A 16,023-nucleotide genomic window follows, 5' to 3' on the forward strand; every position below is an offset into this window, starting at 1 on the left:
GTCTTCGAAGGAGAGTTTGCGGTAGATTCATTGCCATTAAGAGTGGCAGAAATGACATCTATGGTGCTTAAATTGACAAACTTTGCCGAGCCATCCCCATTAAAAGTGGCGATATTAGCCATACCCGGTTGCTTAACTTCAGCCGTATTTGGCTTAGAAGAGATGTTGCTGGTGGCTAATAAGCTGATGTTAGCTGACGAAAATAAATCCCTAAGCTCAAGCAGTTTTGCAGTGACTCGATTATCCCTAGAGGAGATGAATCTCGAAGAGTGCTATCAATTAGTGATTATCCCGCCGAGCATCGAGACTGAGCTTTACTTCAATGCAGCGCCTTCATTGCGATTATGGTTACAGCAGCAACATGCCCGAGGAGCTATTCTCTGTTCTGCCTGTGCGGGAGCATTTGTGCTGGCCGCAGCGGGTTTACTCAATGGCCGCAAGGCGACAACCCATTGGGGATTAGTGGAAACGTTTGAAACCCAATATCCACAGGTGAAACTCGAGATCGAAAAAATAATGGTTAACGAGGGCGATATCATCACGGCTGCTGGCATGATGTCCTGGCTCGACTTGGGGCTAGAGTTAGTCGCGCAGTTTTGCCATGTGAAAGTCATGCGCCAACTGGGTAAGTACCTTGTTATCGATACCGGTGGGCGTGAACAGCGTTATTACCAACAGTTTTTACCTAAACGAGATCATGGGGATGCTGTGATCTTGGGTCTGCAAAATCGCCTACAAACCGACTATGGTGAGCCGATGAATGTTGCGGTTTTGGCGCAGCAGTGCTGTATGGGCGAGCGAACTTTTTTGCGACGTTTTGTGAAAGCGACAGGGCATAAGCCTAATGAATACCTACAAAAACTCAGGATCCAAAAGGCCTGCGACTTACTCGAAAATAGTCCACTGAGTTTCGAGACCATAGCGCATCAAGTTGGCTATGAGGATGTGAGCGCCTGTCGCAAAGCGTTTACTCGTATTACCGGTTTAACACCGAGTGCCTTTCGACAAAGGTTTAGTGCGCTTACGCCTGCGCTAACACCTGTCGACGATAGCTCAATAAACTAAATACGCCGAAGATAAACACTTGCAGATAATCTTGTTTGCGCAGCGTCAGCAGATTTTTAAACAGCATATGGAAGATGGCAACCTGGAAGCAATGCATCAAGCAAGTAATGCCGAGCAAGATATTGAGAATAATGCCGATATTGCCAGCAAAAGGCATAACAAGGTTATAAGCCATCATCAGCCACGCTATTAGGGTGATGGCTTTGCCCATATTGATCAGTAACGACATGCTATTCCTTGGTGTTAGCCGGAGAGTCTTCGGCTTGGTATTGATATAAGCGATAGCTAACTTGCCCTGCGGTTTTGTCTTTGAGCGGTTGCCAAGTCGCAGGGACTGCCATGTGAGTTAATTCCGACTCAACCTCCACATAAATGAGCGCGCCATCATTAAGCCAACCTTGGCTGTCCAACAGTTGAATGGTTTTTTCTGCTAAGCCTTTGCGGAAAGGCGGATCGATAAACACCACATCAAACCCTTGCTCGCAGCCATTTTGCAGCACGACTAAAGTATCGGCGTTGAGTACCTCGGCATTGTCGCACTTGAGGGTATTGAGATTCGCTTTAAGTTGCATGGCAGCTGGACGTTGCAACTCGATAATCTTGGCGTAACTGGCATAGCGTGAGAGGGACTCAAGCGCCAAGGCGCCGCTGCCACCAAAGCAGTCGAGCACCCTTGCGTGGGCAATATCATTGGCAAGCCAGTTAAAGAGGGTTTCGCGGACTCTATCTGTGGTCGGCCGCAGGCCGTCTAAATCATGGATGGGCAGTTTGCGCGAACGCCATTGTCCTGCAATGATCCGCACTTGGCCGCTACCGGCTTTCTTATTGGCCGTTTGACTCTTGGTCACTTGCTTGTTGTTTGCACGATTATTAGCCAAAGTGCCCCCGTGATTTTGCCTGAAGAAAGAAAGTGGTAGACTATGCCACCTTTATAAAGGCCACTATTTTATATCAAACTCCTAGTAAAAGGTGAGAAGGCTGATAGAGCAGAACTAATTGCCGACTTTTTGGGCGTAATTGCCGCGGTAATCTGGTATAACGGCAGGGTCTTATTTTAAATTCAACACTGAAGTAGAGCGCTGGAATTACACATGGCAAAGAAAGGTTTTTTCTCCTGGTTTCGTAAAGATAAATCACAAGATGAGGTTGTCGAGCAAACCCCAGTCTCTACTCCATCGCAAACCGAGCAAGCCGAAGCATTAGCAAAGCAGCAAGCTGAAGAAGCCCGTCTCGCGGCTGAAAAGGCGGCCGCCGAACAGGCTCTAGCCGACAAATTAGCGGCCGAAAAAGCAGAAGCGGAAAGAGTTGCAGCAGAACAAGCTGCAAAAGCTCAAGCAGAAGCAGAAGCCCAGCGTGTTGCCGAAGAGCAAGCTGCACGTATAGCCGAACAACAGGCCGCCGAAGCCGCGCATTTAGCGGCGGAGCAAGCTCTAGCAGAGCAGTTAGCCGCTGAACAAGCGCAAGCGGAAAGAGTTGCAGCAGAACAAGCGGCAAAAGCTCAAGCAGAAGCGGAAGCCCAGCGCATTGCCGAAGAGCAAGCTGCGCGTTTAGCCGAACAACAGGCGGCCGAAACCGCGCGCTTAGCAGCGGAGCAAGCGCAGGCAGAGCAGTTAGCCGCTGAACAAGCACAAGCCGAAAGAGTTGCCGAAGAACAGGCCGCTGAAGCCCAAGCAGAAGCAGAGCGACTTGCCGCTGCACAGGTCCAAGCTGAACAACCCCTTGAGCAACAACCCGAACCTCAGGCAAAACCCGCCAAAGAAAGCTTCTTCGCGCGTCTAAAACGCGGCTTAATGCGTACTAGCGAAAATATTGGTAGCGGTTTCATCGGTTTATTCCGTGGTAAAAAAATCGACGATGAACTGTTTGAAGAGTTGGAAGAACAGCTTTTAATCGCCGACGTGGGTGTCGAAACCACTTCACGCCTTATCCAGAGCCTGACTGAACACGCGTCGCGCAAGCAATTAAAGGATGCCGAAGCACTCTACGATCTGCTGCGTGATGAAATGCAAAAGACACTCGATCCTGTGGCAATCCCATTAGTGCCTGAAAATACCAATGGTCCTTTTGTGATTCTTATGGTCGGTGTTAACGGTGTGGGTAAAACCACCACGATTGGCAAACTGGCAAAGCAATACCAGCGCCAAGGTAAGTCTGTGATGTTAGCGGCGGGCGATACCTTCCGCGCAGCAGCGGTGGAGCAATTACAAGTTTGGGGCCAACGCAATAATATCCCTGTGATAGCCCAACATACCGGCGCCGACAGTGCCTCGGTACTTTTTGATGCGCTGCAAGCTGCTAAAGCCCGAAAAATTGATGTATTAATTGCTGATACAGCGGGTCGCTTACAAAACAAGTCGCATCTGATGGAAGAGTTAAAGAAAGTAGTGCGAGTGATGAAGAAACTCGACCCAGAAGCGCCGCACGAAGTGATGCTGACCTTAGATGCGAGCACTGGCCAAAATGCGATTAGCCAGGCGCAGCTATTCCAAGAAGCCGTTGGCGTTACCGGCATGACCATCAGCAAGCTCGACGGTACCGCCAAGGGCGGCGTGGTGTTTGCGATTGCCGACAAGTTTAAAATCCCGCTACGTTATATTGGCGTGGGTGAGCAAATTGATGATTTGCGTACCTTTAATTCTAAAGAATTTATTGATGCCTTGTTCACTCAAGAGAAAGCGGATAGCTAATTTATGATTGATTTTCAGCAGGTCAGTAAGATTTATCCTGGTGGCCAAATGGCGCTGGAGGAAGTGAATTTTCATCTACAAAAAGGTGAAATGGCATTCTTAACCGGCCATTCGGGTGCGGGTAAGAGTACCCTGTTGAAATTAATCACAGTGATCGAGCGCGCCACCACTGGCCGTGTGGCGATTAATGGCCACGATATTGCCAAAATCAGCCCCAAACACGTGCCCTATTTGCGTCGCAATATTGGGATGATTTTCCAAAACCATCATCTATTGATGGACAGAAGCGTATTCGACAATGTTGCCTTACCATTAGTGATTGAAGGTTTCTCCCATGGCGAGATCCGCAAACGGGTCGCTGGCGCATTGGATATGGTGGGTTTATATGGCAAAGAGCGCCATAACCCCATCATGTTATCCGGTGGTGAGCAGCAACGTGTCGGTATCGCCCGCGCGATCGTTAATAAACCGCCACTATTGCTGGCCGACGAACCGACGGGCAACTTGGACCCTAAATTGTCGATGGATATTTTGCGCCTATTCGAAACCTTTAACGATGCAGGCACGAGCGTGCTCATTGCCACCCACGATCTGGGACTGATCGCGCGGATGAAATACCGCACTTTTACCTTGAAGCAAGGGCGTATGCTCGGTGCCCAGGAATTACATCATGGACACGCGACTGCTCGAGGTAATGCGCTATGAGTGATAACGCCAAATTAACGCGCAGTAAGTTGCCCATTTCAGGGCGCATCGTGATGTTTTTTATTCGTCATGTGCAGCAAGCCATGGCGAGTATGGGCGAGTTATGGCGCAGTCCCGTTTCTTCTTTGATGACGATGGCTGTGCTTGGGGTGAGCTTAAGCTTGCCCGCAGCATTGCAAGTGCTAGTTAAAAATGCCGAGACTATTACCACTTCTTGGAATAGCGCGGCGGAGATTTCACTTTTTATCGATGAAAATCGCAGCGAGCAGACTATTCAAAGTTTGTTAACGCGTATCCGCGCTTATCCCGAGGTAGAAAAGGTACAGTATATCGACCGCAATCAAGCGCTTGAGGAGTTTCAGCGTCTATCTGGATTTGGTGAAGCGTTAGCCTATCTTGATAAAAATCCGCTTCCCGCGGTAATTACCGTGACACCAACCCAGCGCTATTCCACGCCAGTGGGAGCTCGCGAATTATTGACTAAGCTTGAGCGCGAGCCTGAAATCAGTTTTGGTCGCTTAGATATTGAATGGTTAGAGCGGCTACAGGCTGTGGTGCGTTTACTCGAACGCACGGTAATGGCGATTGCGGCGTTACTCGTCTTGGCGGTGGTATTAGTGATAGGTAACACGATTCGCTTAGCCATTATGAATCGCCGTAGTGAAATAGAAGTGATGAAGTTAGTCGGGGCAACTGAGGCATTTATTCAACGTCCCTTCCTTTATACCGGTATTTGGTACGGAGTGATTGGCGGTGTATTAGCTTGGCTTATCATTAACTTGTTGGTTTGGTATCTCGATTCTGCCCTAGCCGAATTGCTCGGTTTGTATGGTAGTCAGCTAGAGATGAAGTCTCTGACCTTTACCGAACTGCTACAATTAGTGGGCTTGGCTTCTTTTTTAGGTTGGCTAGGTTCTTATCTTTCGGTAAGGCAACATTTAAGAACGATTGAACCTTCCTAATGATCAATCGCTTATAGTTTAAATACCTTGATAAATATGGCTGGCGATGAACTTTTGTTCACTTGCAATGTCTATTCAACGGGGTTAAAAGTAACACCCCAGACGAGCGAAGGTTGACATACTCTGTCAATTAGCCGATAGTTCGTCAGCTCATCCTTAGGGTGTTTTGAGTGAAACCACAGGATGAAATCGACTTATATTTGATAAGTAGCAAGAAAGTAGGAGCGCGAATGACCTTTCAAACGCAATCAATGGCACTAACAGTCCCTCAGGGCAGCAGTAGTTTAGAAGCTTATATCCATTCAGTGACTAGCATGACAATGTTAGACGCTGAGACTGAGTATGAGTTAGCCAAGCGTTTGCAGGAAACGGGTGATCTGCAAGCAGCGAAGCAACTGATTATGTCGCACTTACGTTTTGTGGTGCATGTTGCTAAGGGCTACTCAGGTTACGGTCTGCCGCAGGCGGATTTGATCCAAGAAGGCAACATCGGTCTGATGAAAGCGGTTAAGCGTTTCGATCCCGATGTAGGCGTCCGTCTAGTGTCTTTTGCTGTGCACTGGATTAAAGCTGAAATTCACGAATATGTGCTGAAAAACTGGCGCATTGTTAAAGTCGCTACCACCAAAGCGCAACGCAAGTTGTTCTTTAATATCCGTAAAGCGAAAACTCGCCTCGGTTGGTTTAGCGATGATGAAGTCGCAATGGTCGCAGAAAACTTAGGTGTCTCTAAGGCCGATGTGACAGAGATGGAATCACGTATGGCGGCGCAGGATCCTGCGTTTGATCTGAGCAGTGATAACGATGATGAGCAGGATTTTGCCCCAGTGCAATATCTTGAAGATCATTCATCGGATTTAGCCGAAAACATCGAAAACGATAACTGGGAATCTAATGCCCAAGGTCGTTTATTGTCGGCCATCAAAACCTTAGACGAGCGTAGCCAGCATATTCTGCGTGCCCGTTGGTTAGACGATGATAAAACTACCCTTCAGGAATTGGCAGAAACCTATCAAGTGTCAGCTGAGCGTATTCGCCAGTTAGAGAAAAACGCCATGAATAAGCTTAAGGCTTGTATGGAAGCCTAATTAAGCTACGTTTTCTTTCTAGACAACAAAAAAACCTGCTTCGGCAGGTTTTTTTGTGGCCGAAATCATCAAGACTTGGATTGGATGCTGGCAATCAACGGTTGCCGATTCACTTTTAAGCCTGTTTGCGCGGCATTTTCTGGCCAAGGGTAATAGCGGCGTGGTCTTTTAAAGCGGGCGATTTTGTCGGCGAGAAAGACTTCAAGCTCGGCCTCTATCGCACTCATCTCTTGGCTGGTGTGGCTGCGGCTTATATCGCTGCTGATAGTCTTAGCGTGGAAAATGTCACCGCGAATAATAGCCGCGGGGAGCTGGCCGAAGAGGGGATCGGGCTGAGGGAAGACGATTGCCTCATCTATTAGCGGATGAAGTTTGAGTGCCGCTTCAATCTCTTCTGGTTGAATGTTTTCGCCGCCGCTAATAAACATATTATCGACGCGGCCAAGGATCTTAAGATTGCCGTTAGCATCCCATTCGCCTCTGTCCTTGGTATAAAACCAACCGTCGGCATCAAGTGGCTTTTCTATTCCCTTATCAGTGAGATAGCCCATAAATAAGCATTCGCCCCTAACCCAAATCACCCCATCAACAATCTTAAGCTCACGCCTTGGGAGTAATTTACCGCTGCTACCATCGCTCAGCGCGGGGCCAGTGGTGATTTGCGAGCCCATTTCCGTCATACCGTAGCTAGTAAAGCTGGCAATATGGCGCTGTTCGAGTTGCTTAAGTAAATCGATAGAAACTGCACCGCCACCGAGTAGCAGGGCTTTAATACTGTGGAGCGAGGCCTGTTTGTCAGTGAGCAAATTGACTAACTGGGTCGGTACGAGGGACATATGGGTTAACGCATCGCGCTCGATTTGTACCTGTAGCGGGAGCGCGAGATCTGGCAGCACCACAGTCGCCGCGACTAGGGCGCAGCGGTTGAGTATTGCAAGGCCGCCAATATGAAACAGCGGTAATGATAATAACCAAGCATCACCAGCTACCAGCGGGATCAGGCTGCGGGCGCCCTCGGCATTGGCAATGTGATTCGCAAGATTGTGTACGGCCGCCTTAGGAAAACCGCTGGAGCCAGAGGTTAAAATCACATTACTAGGACGATAAATATCAAAAGCTGTCGCGGTTAGGCCAGCGTTTGGAGCCACGCCTAGACTAAAATCTAGCGTGAGTTGATGACTGCCTAATAAAGCCAGCTCATCTTCGCTCCAATAGAAAGGGATTTGGTGGCTATCGATAAGCCCTTGAACTTGCGCCAGCGGAAAGCGCGGTGAGATAGGAAAGAAGATGGCGCCAATATCCACGCAGGCCCAATACAGGCAAATCATCTCTAGATTATTACGACTGATACACGCCAGTGGTTGCCCTTGACCAACGCCGATGCGCGTGAGCTGCTCACCTAATCCCAGCACCATTTGGCTTAAGCTCGCGTAGCTGATGTCTTGCCCATTGCACTTAACCGCGGTTTGTTCAGGGAGCGTGAGCGCGGCGCTATGTAATGGCGAAATACCTTGCTGTGAAATAGATTGGGATGAGGCCAATGTTTTAGATTCGGACATTAGCAATTAATCCTGCTGCGTACTGGCGACAAGTTTAAGGCATTTAAGCGTAAGAGTTTGGGGCTTGCCGCTTGGTACGATTAAGTCTTGGCTAAAGGCGGCTAACGTATCGAGCCCAGGAATTTCATCGGGCGTCAGTATGGCGGCTAAATGGGCCAAATCATTGATACCTAAGCTGGCCTCAAGGCTGGAACTTAAGATACAGCGCACGCCATGGCTGTTCGCCTCGTCGATAAGGCGCTGAAGTTTTTCAATACTGCCCAGTAGCATGGGTTTGATGACTAATGCCGTTAATCCCTCATGCATCACAAATTGATAATCTGGGTCATTGAGGGATTCATCTAGGGCATAGGGCAGGGGAATGGCGCGATACAGAGTGTGATTATCCTGCGGCTTTTGGCAAGGTTCTTCAATATATTCAATGCTATCCAGTGGCAAGCAAGCGGCAAAGTCGAGAGCCTGTTCTAAGCTAAATCCATGGTTGGCATCTAAGCGCAGCTTGAGTTCCGGTCTTTGGCTTAAGATGCCATAAATCAGGCTCAACTCATCTTCCATGGAGGTTTGTGCAACCTTCACTTTAACTGAGCGCACACTGCTATCGAGCTTGGCGATTTTAGCTATCAACTCGGCTTTGGGCGCATCTGTTGGCTGGTAAATCAACGGTACTGTGGTGGTAACTGGGCGCACTGTATCGAGTTTTCCGCTGAGTTTGGCATGTAGCAGGCTTAAGCCAAAGGCAATGGATGGATAGGGACTCGCTTCGGCCTGCTCGAGCAAGCAATCAATTGATTGGTTTTGAAGCTTGGGTAATAGCGCCACTAAGGCCTGTTGAACCTCATCGAGGCTTTCACGGCTAAAGCCTAATAATGGCTGTTGGTCGATATCGAACCCTGAGAGTGGCGCGATTTCAACATACTGCTCACGCACTTCACCTTCGGCTTGCGCTTTTGCCTGTAGTACCAAGCCTGCTCTGTGGTCAATGCGTTGTTTACCCACGGGCAAAAAGCGGTCTAAGGGCAGGCGATATAAATACAAGCTAAGTGAAGTTAAGATCATATTTTCCTTAACGCTTTATCGATTTAAAGGCGGTCTGTTTGCGTGTATCTCTACGTCAAGCGTTCGACGAACAAACTTCTTATACAGGCCAGTAATCCCGCAGGATTGGCTTGATGTATGTTATGCCCCGCCTGTTCAATCTGATGCAAGATGATGGGTTGTTGTGCTTGCCAGTCCTTTGCTATTGCGGTGAATTTAGCATCCTGGCTGCCGGCAAAAAAATGGCATTCGCAAGCAAGGCTTGCAGGTAGATCCCAAAGTGAAGTTTGGCGGGCAAGTGAGGTAGCCAAAAAGATTTGCTTGAGTATGTGTTTGGGATGTTGGTCGAGCTGCGCCACGCGCTTTGCTATCAAGGCATTGCGCGCCTTGTCCGATATATCGGCAAACACGGCCTGTTGATACCAAAGCTGTAAAAAATCCACGCTACTCAAGCTTTGCAGCCGTTTGGCCCACAGGTTGTCGCTCTTGCTGCGCGCGGCTTGTTCTTCGGTATTTGTCAGCCCGGGATGACAGGATTCTAGCCACAAACTCAACACTCGCTGCGGATAAGCTTGGGCAAGATGTAAGGCAATCCGGCCACCGAGGGAATACCCATAGAGGTAAAACGCTTCAATGCCGAGGCGATCGAGGCGGCTGATAATGTCTTGGACACAAAAGTCGAAGCCATCAGTGAGCGTCGATGCGATTTCTGGTTGATTGTCGCCGTGGCCGGGTAAATCGAGGCAGATGCAGTGAAAATGTTGGCTGAGTTTAGGGATCAGCGGTAGCCAATCGGCCTTCGATCCTAAAAAACCATGGATCAGGACCAAGTTTGGCTGTGCTGTCTCTCCATAACGGGCCACGGTCGGCATTAGCTTTGTTTCACCCATAAATTCAGCGCGGCGATCTGCTCGCTGGCTTGGTGTTGGCTAACGGTGACTTCGATGACAGAAGCACCCTGATAATCCAGCGCTTCATTATAGCTATTTTGGAAGTCGGCTAAGTTATCCACTTGGTTATAAGGAAGATTAAACATAGCGGCGGCATAACCAAATTCCAGACCATGGCTTAACCGATAGTAATCACTGCGCAGTTCCTCATTGGGGACGGGCAAGAGATTAAAGATATTACCGCCATCGTTGTTGAGGATAATGATCACCAGCGGACTGGTTAAATTGCGGGCGATGGCAAAGGAGTTGAGATCATGCAACTGGGATAAATCCCCAATAATCAAGCTGGTCGGTTTACCTTGGTGCGCTGCAATACCGCAGGCGGTGGCCAGTAAGCCATCGATCCCCGAGGCGCCGCGATTAGTGTAAGTGGTGGCAGTGCAGCAGCTCACTGGCGCGTACATATCGTACAAACGTACCGGCAGGCTATTGCCGATAAACAATTGCTGCTCCAGTGGTCGTGTATTGGCAATCGCGCGGATAACCTGAGCTTCACCAAACTCACCTTGATCAATATTGCGCACGAATAAACTATGCAATTCATCGTTGTAGCTAACTAAGGTATTAGCCCAATTCGCCGATGAAGAGCGATACCAGTTAAGCGATGCAAATTGGGCGGCGTTGGCGTGCCAAATGTGTTTAGCGTTATGGCTTGGGTCGAGCCTGTCCTGCTGCGGCAGCACTTGCCAGTAACTGTGCCAGTTTTGTTCGGCAAGGTAAGCAATCAAACGCTTAGACAATAAGCGTCCACCAAACACCAGCACGCGGTCAGCCTCTTGTAACAGATTGCGCGCCTTGGGATGTTGCAGTAGTTGGTCAATATTACCAATCGCCGCCGGATGTTGTCGCAGTTGGGACTGAGCATCGGTTAGTAACGGCCAGCCAATTTTTTGAGATAGCGCAATGAGTTGCTGTGGATCTTGCTCTGGCGTGAGCGTACCCGCGATGATGACGCCCTTACCATGGACGAAACGCATAATGGCATCTTCGCTCGGGCTGCTTAATTGTTCACGCTTACCATAAAGAGTGTAAGGACGTGCTTGTTGCAGCCATGTTTGCAGCGGCTTGAGGTATGGCGATTCGCTATCGAGAATTGTGGCAGTTAATTCACTCGGATATAGCGGCTCACGGTACATACAGTTGATATGCACAGGGCGTGTTTGATTGGCCACGGCCTCATCAAGCGTGGTGAGCAACATCTGCGGTGCAATGTGCACATCCGGCGTGGGGAGATTCACCTGTTGGGCATAATGGGCAAAAATGGCTGGTTGCACTATGGCTTGGTTAGCGCCACAACCGAGTAATTCTGGCGGTCTGTCACCACTGAGGACAATTAAAGGCACATGGGTGAGCCACGCTTCGACTATTGCAGGATAAAGATTAGCGACGGCCGTGCCAGAGGTGGTAATAATGGCTACGGGCGCAGAGCTGGCTTTGGCTAATCCAAGCGCCATAAACCCTAAGCCGCGCTCATCGAAATGCAAATGACGTTTCAGCTTGGTTTGCTGGGCTGCTGCAAGAGTTAACGGGGTTGAGCGTGAGCCTGGTGCCATGCAGACATGCTGCACACCAAGACGTGCTAATTCTTCCAGAATCAGTGCGCCCCACATGAGATTAAGTGTGGCTGTGTTTTCGGTTCGCATAGCAAGATCGATCAGGATAAAGATGGGCCTAGTGTAACGTGTTTGACGATTAAGATGTATGCCCGTCTTAACAAAACTTGGGACGACACGGAGGAGCGGTGAGGTGGAGCCTAAGCTAAGGCACAATATGCCTATCACCTCGAATAATAAGATGAAAACGTGTTAAGTATTTATCGCTAAATAATGCTATCAACAATTTTCTTTATTTGTTCACTGAGCCACGCCAGCTCTTCGCTAGCGCGATTGGGCTGATTCTTTTGCACCAAGAAGATCGTCGGAGCTTCGGTGTCGGCGTATAAACGTTCTGCCTCAAGTTGTGATAATTGACAGGTATGCAGTTCGGGTATTTCTGCCACCATTTCATAAACCACTCGGTAGGGTAATAAAGAAATAGTTTGGCTCTCTCCTAAATATTCAAACAAACTAGAAATACTGGTAATGGTAATTTCAGTATTGAGTTTTATACCATTTTTTATACAGAATTCTTGATATGGGCTAAGGCGAGTACTGGGATTACCGAGATCAGTATTGACATAGGGATACTCTGCAATCGTCTCTAAGGTAATTTCTCGCTTAAAAATGGGGTGATTTCGGCTAGCAATAAGATACACCTTACCCATACGTTGCAGTGTTGTGGTTTGTAACTTGTCTCCATAGGCTGCGACATCTGCGGTACTCTTATTGCAACAAATACCGAGGGTGGTATCACCATTGATGATGTCCTGCGTGGTATGCAGTGACCAAGGGGTAATATTGATATGGATAGATTTTTGCTCTTCTTTGATAGCTTGCATTAAGGCTTTAGGGAAGGCATAGGCAATAAGGCCTGGGGCGGCAATCTCAACATGTGTTTTAACATGATTGACATTGGCTGCTCGTACCTTTTGAAACTTCTCCGTACATTCAATGGTTTGTTTCGCTATCGGGTATAAGTGCGTGACAAATTCATTGGGGAATAAGCCATATTTCTTACGGATAAAAAGTTCATCACCAAATACTTCTCGCAGGTTTTTAAGGCTACGACTTATTTTGGGGGCTGGGATATCTAATGCCTTTGATACATAGGTTGCAGACTTGTTCTCATATAATGAAACAAGTATTTTTAAACTCAGAATATCGAGGCCATCCATGTTACTAATATGCATTTTTTATATTCCTTAATATTGAGTAAATACTTTAAAGAACACCTAATTATGGTGTTATTAATTTAATTTAATGTGAAATCCATCCCAAGTTTTGCACCTTAAATTTATCTATATGTAACAATAGGTTTAGAATTTGATTTTTTATATTTCAAAAAATATTATTAAACTAATTTGAAATTTTAATTTTTGATATTCAGTTACGCCAATTTCATTTTTTTAATTAACTATTATCAATATGTGCATTTTAGATTTACGCTATACAGCAATGTGTGCTGTATCCTAACTTGTTGTTTATGTTTAATTTTGAATTTAAACATGTGATCCAGATCAAAAAAATAAATCCCGTCTGCAATAATACTGAAGGTGCTTTAAAGGAGAAAACAAAAATATAATTGTGTTATTGGAGGCGTATATGAATACTTCAGTCATTCTCAGCTATGCGTTTATGTACTTCGTACTATTCGTAGCGGTGCCATTTGTGTTTGTAATGTTTGTCATGACTTGCATTAAGTTTTTTAGGGCGGATCCCGAGGAGGCTGCACATCATGAAATGAAACTCAAACCAGTGTTATTTGATGAAGATAGTTTCAACTTTTTTAAATCATTAAAAACTGTCGTTGAAGGCAAATACGATGTCTGCTGCAATGTTCCACTCGACACTGTATTTGACATGGACCAGCACGATGCTGATTTAAACCATGAATGCCGTCTCGACTATGTGTTGATTGACCATGATTCTTCAGAAGTCAAAATGGTGATCAGCGACGCCGGTAAGCAAATCAATTCACCCATGAAAAAGCTATTCAGCAAATTCAATATTGGTTTTATTGAAATGAATCAGCATAAACAGTGGGATGCAACAAGTCTCAAGCAAGCGCTAGCCGTTTGACCACGCTCGTCGGGTTCGGAGTTCTCCGAACCCTGACTTCCTCTTTATTTCCCAATGAATTGATATGAGGACTCGCTATGTCTACACGACAATGGCTGTGGTCATTACGCTTGGGTGCAATGGCATTGCTGCTCAGTTTTTCCGCAACAAGTGCTGAACCCGCTAAGCAAATTAATAGTGATGCTTGCATGAAGTGTCATAAGCGTAATGGTCAAATGTTAGGGCATCACGGCCAGGATGCCATGAAAATGACCTGTTCAAGCTGTCATGGTGAAAAAGGTGATCATCCCAAAAAACCAAATGATTTAGTGGTTTTTGGATTAAATGAGGCATCCGAAGCTGCTGTGCAATTAAAGGTGTGCCAAAAATGCCATATGCCAGCCAAACTCAGCTCCCAAGAGTGGACGCATAATGTGCATGCCCAAAAAGTGGCCTGTGCCGCTTGCCATAAATTACATAGCCCAACCGATCCTATGGCAGAGATGACGCCTAAGGTTCGTAGTGAGCTGTGCCGTACTTGCCATACAGGCCAGCAGGAGTAAGGTTATGGAAAATTCAAAAAGAAGATTTCTCAAAGGAGCATGCGCCTTATTGGCAGGGGCATCGGGTAGCACATTACTGGCTACTGTGAATGCCTCTAATGAGGCTAAAGCCGAACCTAGTGTGAAATACGCACTGATCCACGATGAAACTAAGTGTATTGGCTGTCGAGCTTGCGAAGTTGCCTGCCGTGAAACCAACCAAGTGCCCGAGGGTGTTGCCCGATTAAAAATAGAGCAAACTGGACCCTATGGGGAATATCCGAACCAGTTTTATCACTTCAGTCGTAAGTCTTGCCAGCATTGTGAAGACGCGCCCTGCGTCAATGTTTGCCCGACGGGTGCCGCCTTTATCGATAAAGAGACTGGCATTGTGGCGGTAGATGCTTGGAAGTGTGTGGGTTGCCAATATTGCATTGCAGCCTGCCCATACAAAATTCGTTTTATTAATCCTGTTACCCACGCTGCGGACAAATGCGATTTTTGCCGTGAGACAAACCTCGCCCAAGGTAAACAACCTGCCTGTGTAGCGGCCTGCCCGACTAAGGCATTGGTCTTTGGCAACTTAAAAGATCCCACTTCTCAGGTGGTACAAGTGCTAAAGGCTAACCCAACCCAAAGGGCTAAGGTCGACCTCGGCACTCGGCCAAAACTGTTCCGCATTGTGGCTAAATCAGGGGAGGTGGCAATATGAGCGCCCTACATTTTGATACGCTAGTGTGGCATTGGCCAATTGCAATTTACCTGTTTTTAGCGGGGGCATCTGCTGGCGCCATGTTCTTTGCGGTGTTACTCAAGCATTTTGTGTTGAAACATAATGCGTACCAGTCTGGCTTTGTGCAGGCAGCCTGTATTGTGGCGCCCGTGGCAGTGATGGCGGGTCTAGGCATCTTGGTATTGGACTTAACTAAGCCTTTCGATTTTTGGAAGATATTAGTCTTCTACAATCCTAAGTCTGTGATGTCGATGGGTGTGTTGATCCTGCTCATCTACCAAGTCTTTATGTTTATGTGGATTGGTTTGTTATTCCGTAAACCCATTGATGCATGGTGTGAGAGTCGCTTTCCCATAGTGCTGAAGTTGACAGCTTGGCTTAGCCGCTTCGAAGCCACGATTACCGGTTTATTGGTGATCTTTTCCCTCGCGCTGGGGGCTTATACTGGCTTTTTACTCTCGGCTTTACCCGGCTATCCGATGTTGAAAAACCCCGTATTGCCACTGCTGTTTTTGGCTTCGGGACTCTCATCCGGCGCGGCATTTTCTCTGCTGGGTGGGGTGTTGCTTAATGCTAATCCTAACGCCAAGGAAGTTCACTTTATCCATAAGGTTGAAATCCCATTGATTTTGGTGGAGATAGTGCTGATTTTTACCTTCTTTATGGGCTTAGTGTTGTCAGGCGGTCAAAGCAAATTTGCGGCTTTCAATGCGATAGGTTATGGCTTCTGGGGATGGGTTTTCTGGATTGGCATTGTTGGGATCGGATTATCTGGCCCCTTGGCAATGAACCTGTTTATGACAGCCACGTCAAAGCGTAAGTGGGCCTATGTAGCAGGCACCGCATGCTTAAGTCTGATTGGTGTGCTACTGCTGCGTAACTTTATTCTCTACACGGGGCAAATGACGGTCGTTTGATTGAGCATGGTTGGCTCAATGTTATAGATAAGAAGGAATTACGGTGAATGGCGAAGCGGTGTCTAAGGAAGCACCGTGAGCTAACTCCCTTTAATAACGCTGGCTGAAGTGATTAAAGGTGCGT

The 16,023-nt window shown here is 47.4% G+C and carries 16 protein-coding genes; 9 read left to right on the plus strand and 7 right to left on the minus strand.

Annotated elements, in window-relative coordinates; all coding sequences use genetic code 11:
• Window positions 1–51: 51 nt before the first annotated feature.
• On the plus strand, window positions 52–1,065 hold the full coding sequence (locus MMG82_RS04230) for a helix-turn-helix domain-containing protein (RefSeq protein ID WP_052184073.1): 1,014 nt from the start codon (window positions 52–54) through the stop codon (window positions 1,063–1,065).
• Here the strand turns inward: MMG82_RS04230 and MMG82_RS04235 are convergent.
• On the minus strand, window positions 1,022–1,294 hold the full coding sequence (locus MMG82_RS04235) for a DUF1145 domain-containing protein (protein WP_047537927.1): 273 nt from the start codon (window positions 1,292–1,294) through the stop codon (window positions 1,022–1,024). The genes MMG82_RS04230 and MMG82_RS04235 overlap by 44 nt on opposite strands.
• A gap of 1 nt (window position 1,295) precedes the next feature.
• Window positions 1,296–1,943, minus strand: coding sequence for a 16S rRNA (guanine(966)-N(2))-methyltransferase RsmD (gene rsmD, locus MMG82_RS04240; RefSeq protein ID WP_047537931.1), 648 nt, complete (start codon window positions 1,941–1,943; stop codon window positions 1,296–1,298).
• 213 nt (window positions 1,944–2,156) lie between these two features.
• On the opposite strand from rsmD, the gene ftsY reads away from it, so the two are divergent.
• From ftsY to rpoH, 4 genes are all read left to right on the plus strand, one after another.
• Window positions 2,157–3,752, plus strand: a complete 1,596-nt coding sequence (gene ftsY, locus MMG82_RS04245; protein WP_241406517.1) for a signal recognition particle-docking protein FtsY — start codon at window positions 2,157–2,159, stop codon at window positions 3,750–3,752.
• A gap of 3 nt (window positions 3,753–3,755) precedes the next feature.
• The gene (ftsE, locus tag MMG82_RS04250; RefSeq protein WP_037423627.1) at window positions 3,756–4,457 is read left to right on the plus strand and encodes a cell division ATP-binding protein FtsE; all 702 of its coding nucleotides are present in this window, start codon (window positions 3,756–3,758) and stop codon (window positions 4,455–4,457) included.
• Window positions 4,454–5,419: a permease-like cell division protein FtsX gene (gene ftsX / locus MMG82_RS04255; RefSeq protein WP_047537939.1), complete on the plus strand. Its 966-nt coding sequence runs from the start codon at window positions 4,454–4,456 to the stop codon at window positions 5,417–5,419. Before ftsE ends, ftsX begins: the two co-directional genes overlap by 4 nt.
• Before the next feature lie 230 nt (window positions 5,420–5,649).
• Window positions 5,650–6,507 (plus strand): RNA polymerase sigma factor RpoH, encoded by an 858-nt coding sequence (rpoH, locus tag MMG82_RS04260; RefSeq protein ID WP_047537943.1) that lies wholly within the window; start codon window positions 5,650–5,652, stop codon window positions 6,505–6,507.
• Window positions 6,508–6,575: 68 nt separating this feature from the next.
• Here the strand turns inward: rpoH and menE are convergent, their stop codons facing one another.
• The 5 genes from menE to MMG82_RS04285 all read right to left on the minus strand — a co-directional run bounded on the left by menE (window position 6,576) and on the right by MMG82_RS04285 (window position 12,839).
• Complete coding sequence (menE, locus tag MMG82_RS04265) at window positions 6,576–8,066, minus strand: o-succinylbenzoate--CoA ligase (RefSeq protein ID WP_241406518.1); 1,491 nt, start codon at window positions 8,064–8,066, stop codon at window positions 6,576–6,578.
• A gap of 6 nt (window positions 8,067–8,072) precedes the next feature.
• Window positions 8,073–9,122 carry an o-succinylbenzoate synthase gene (menC, locus tag MMG82_RS04270; protein ID WP_241406519.1) on the minus strand — a complete coding sequence of 350 codons (1,050 nt, stop codon included), beginning with the start codon at window positions 9,120–9,122 and terminating at the stop codon, window positions 8,073–8,075.
• Window positions 9,123–9,172: 50 nt separating this feature from the next.
• Complete coding sequence (menH, locus tag MMG82_RS04275; protein ID WP_241406530.1) at window positions 9,173–9,973, minus strand: 2-succinyl-6-hydroxy-2,4-cyclohexadiene-1-carboxylate synthase; 801 nt, start codon at window positions 9,971–9,973, stop codon at window positions 9,173–9,175.
• Window positions 9,973–11,694, minus strand: a complete 1,722-nt coding sequence (gene menD / locus MMG82_RS04280; protein ID WP_037423610.1) for a 2-succinyl-5-enolpyruvyl-6-hydroxy-3-cyclohexene-1-carboxylic-acid synthase — start codon at window positions 11,692–11,694, stop codon at window positions 9,973–9,975. The genes menH and menD overlap by 1 nt, the downstream gene beginning before the upstream one ends.
• Before the next feature lie 176 nt (window positions 11,695–11,870).
• Window positions 11,871–12,839: a LysR family transcriptional regulator gene (locus MMG82_RS04285; protein ID WP_037423608.1), complete on the minus strand. Its 969-nt coding sequence runs from the start codon at window positions 12,837–12,839 to the stop codon at window positions 11,871–11,873.
• 412 nt (window positions 12,840–13,251) lie between these two features.
• Here MMG82_RS04285 and MMG82_RS04290 point away from each other — a divergent pair, with 412 nt between their 5' ends.
• The 4 genes from MMG82_RS04290 (at window position 13,252) to nrfD (ending at window position 15,899) form a co-directional block, all read left to right on the plus strand.
• A complete protein-coding gene (locus tag MMG82_RS04290; protein WP_037423607.1) occupies window positions 13,252–13,728 on the plus strand; it encodes a DUF2726 domain-containing protein in 477 nt (158 codons plus the stop codon).
• Between the two features lie 77 nt (window positions 13,729–13,805).
• Window positions 13,806–14,270, plus strand: a complete 465-nt coding sequence (locus MMG82_RS04295) for a nitrite reductase (protein WP_037423605.1) — start codon at window positions 13,806–13,808, stop codon at window positions 14,268–14,270.
• Window positions 14,271–14,274: 4 nt separating this feature from the next.
• Entirely contained in the window at window positions 14,275–14,961 is a 687-nt protein-coding gene (locus MMG82_RS04300; protein ID WP_047537960.1) for a 4Fe-4S dicluster domain-containing protein, read from the plus strand.
• A complete protein-coding gene (gene nrfD / locus MMG82_RS04305) occupies window positions 14,958–15,899 on the plus strand; it encodes a cytochrome c nitrite reductase subunit NrfD (protein WP_047537963.1) in 942 nt (313 codons plus the stop codon). Before MMG82_RS04300 ends, nrfD begins: the two co-directional genes overlap by 4 nt.
• Window positions 15,900–16,023 lie beyond the last annotated feature (124 nt).

The organism is Shewanella sp. MM_2022_3 (genome assembly GCF_022557375.1).
GTDB classification, from domain to species: domain Bacteria; phylum Pseudomonadota; class Gammaproteobacteria; order Enterobacterales; family Shewanellaceae; genus Shewanella; species Shewanella xiamenensis.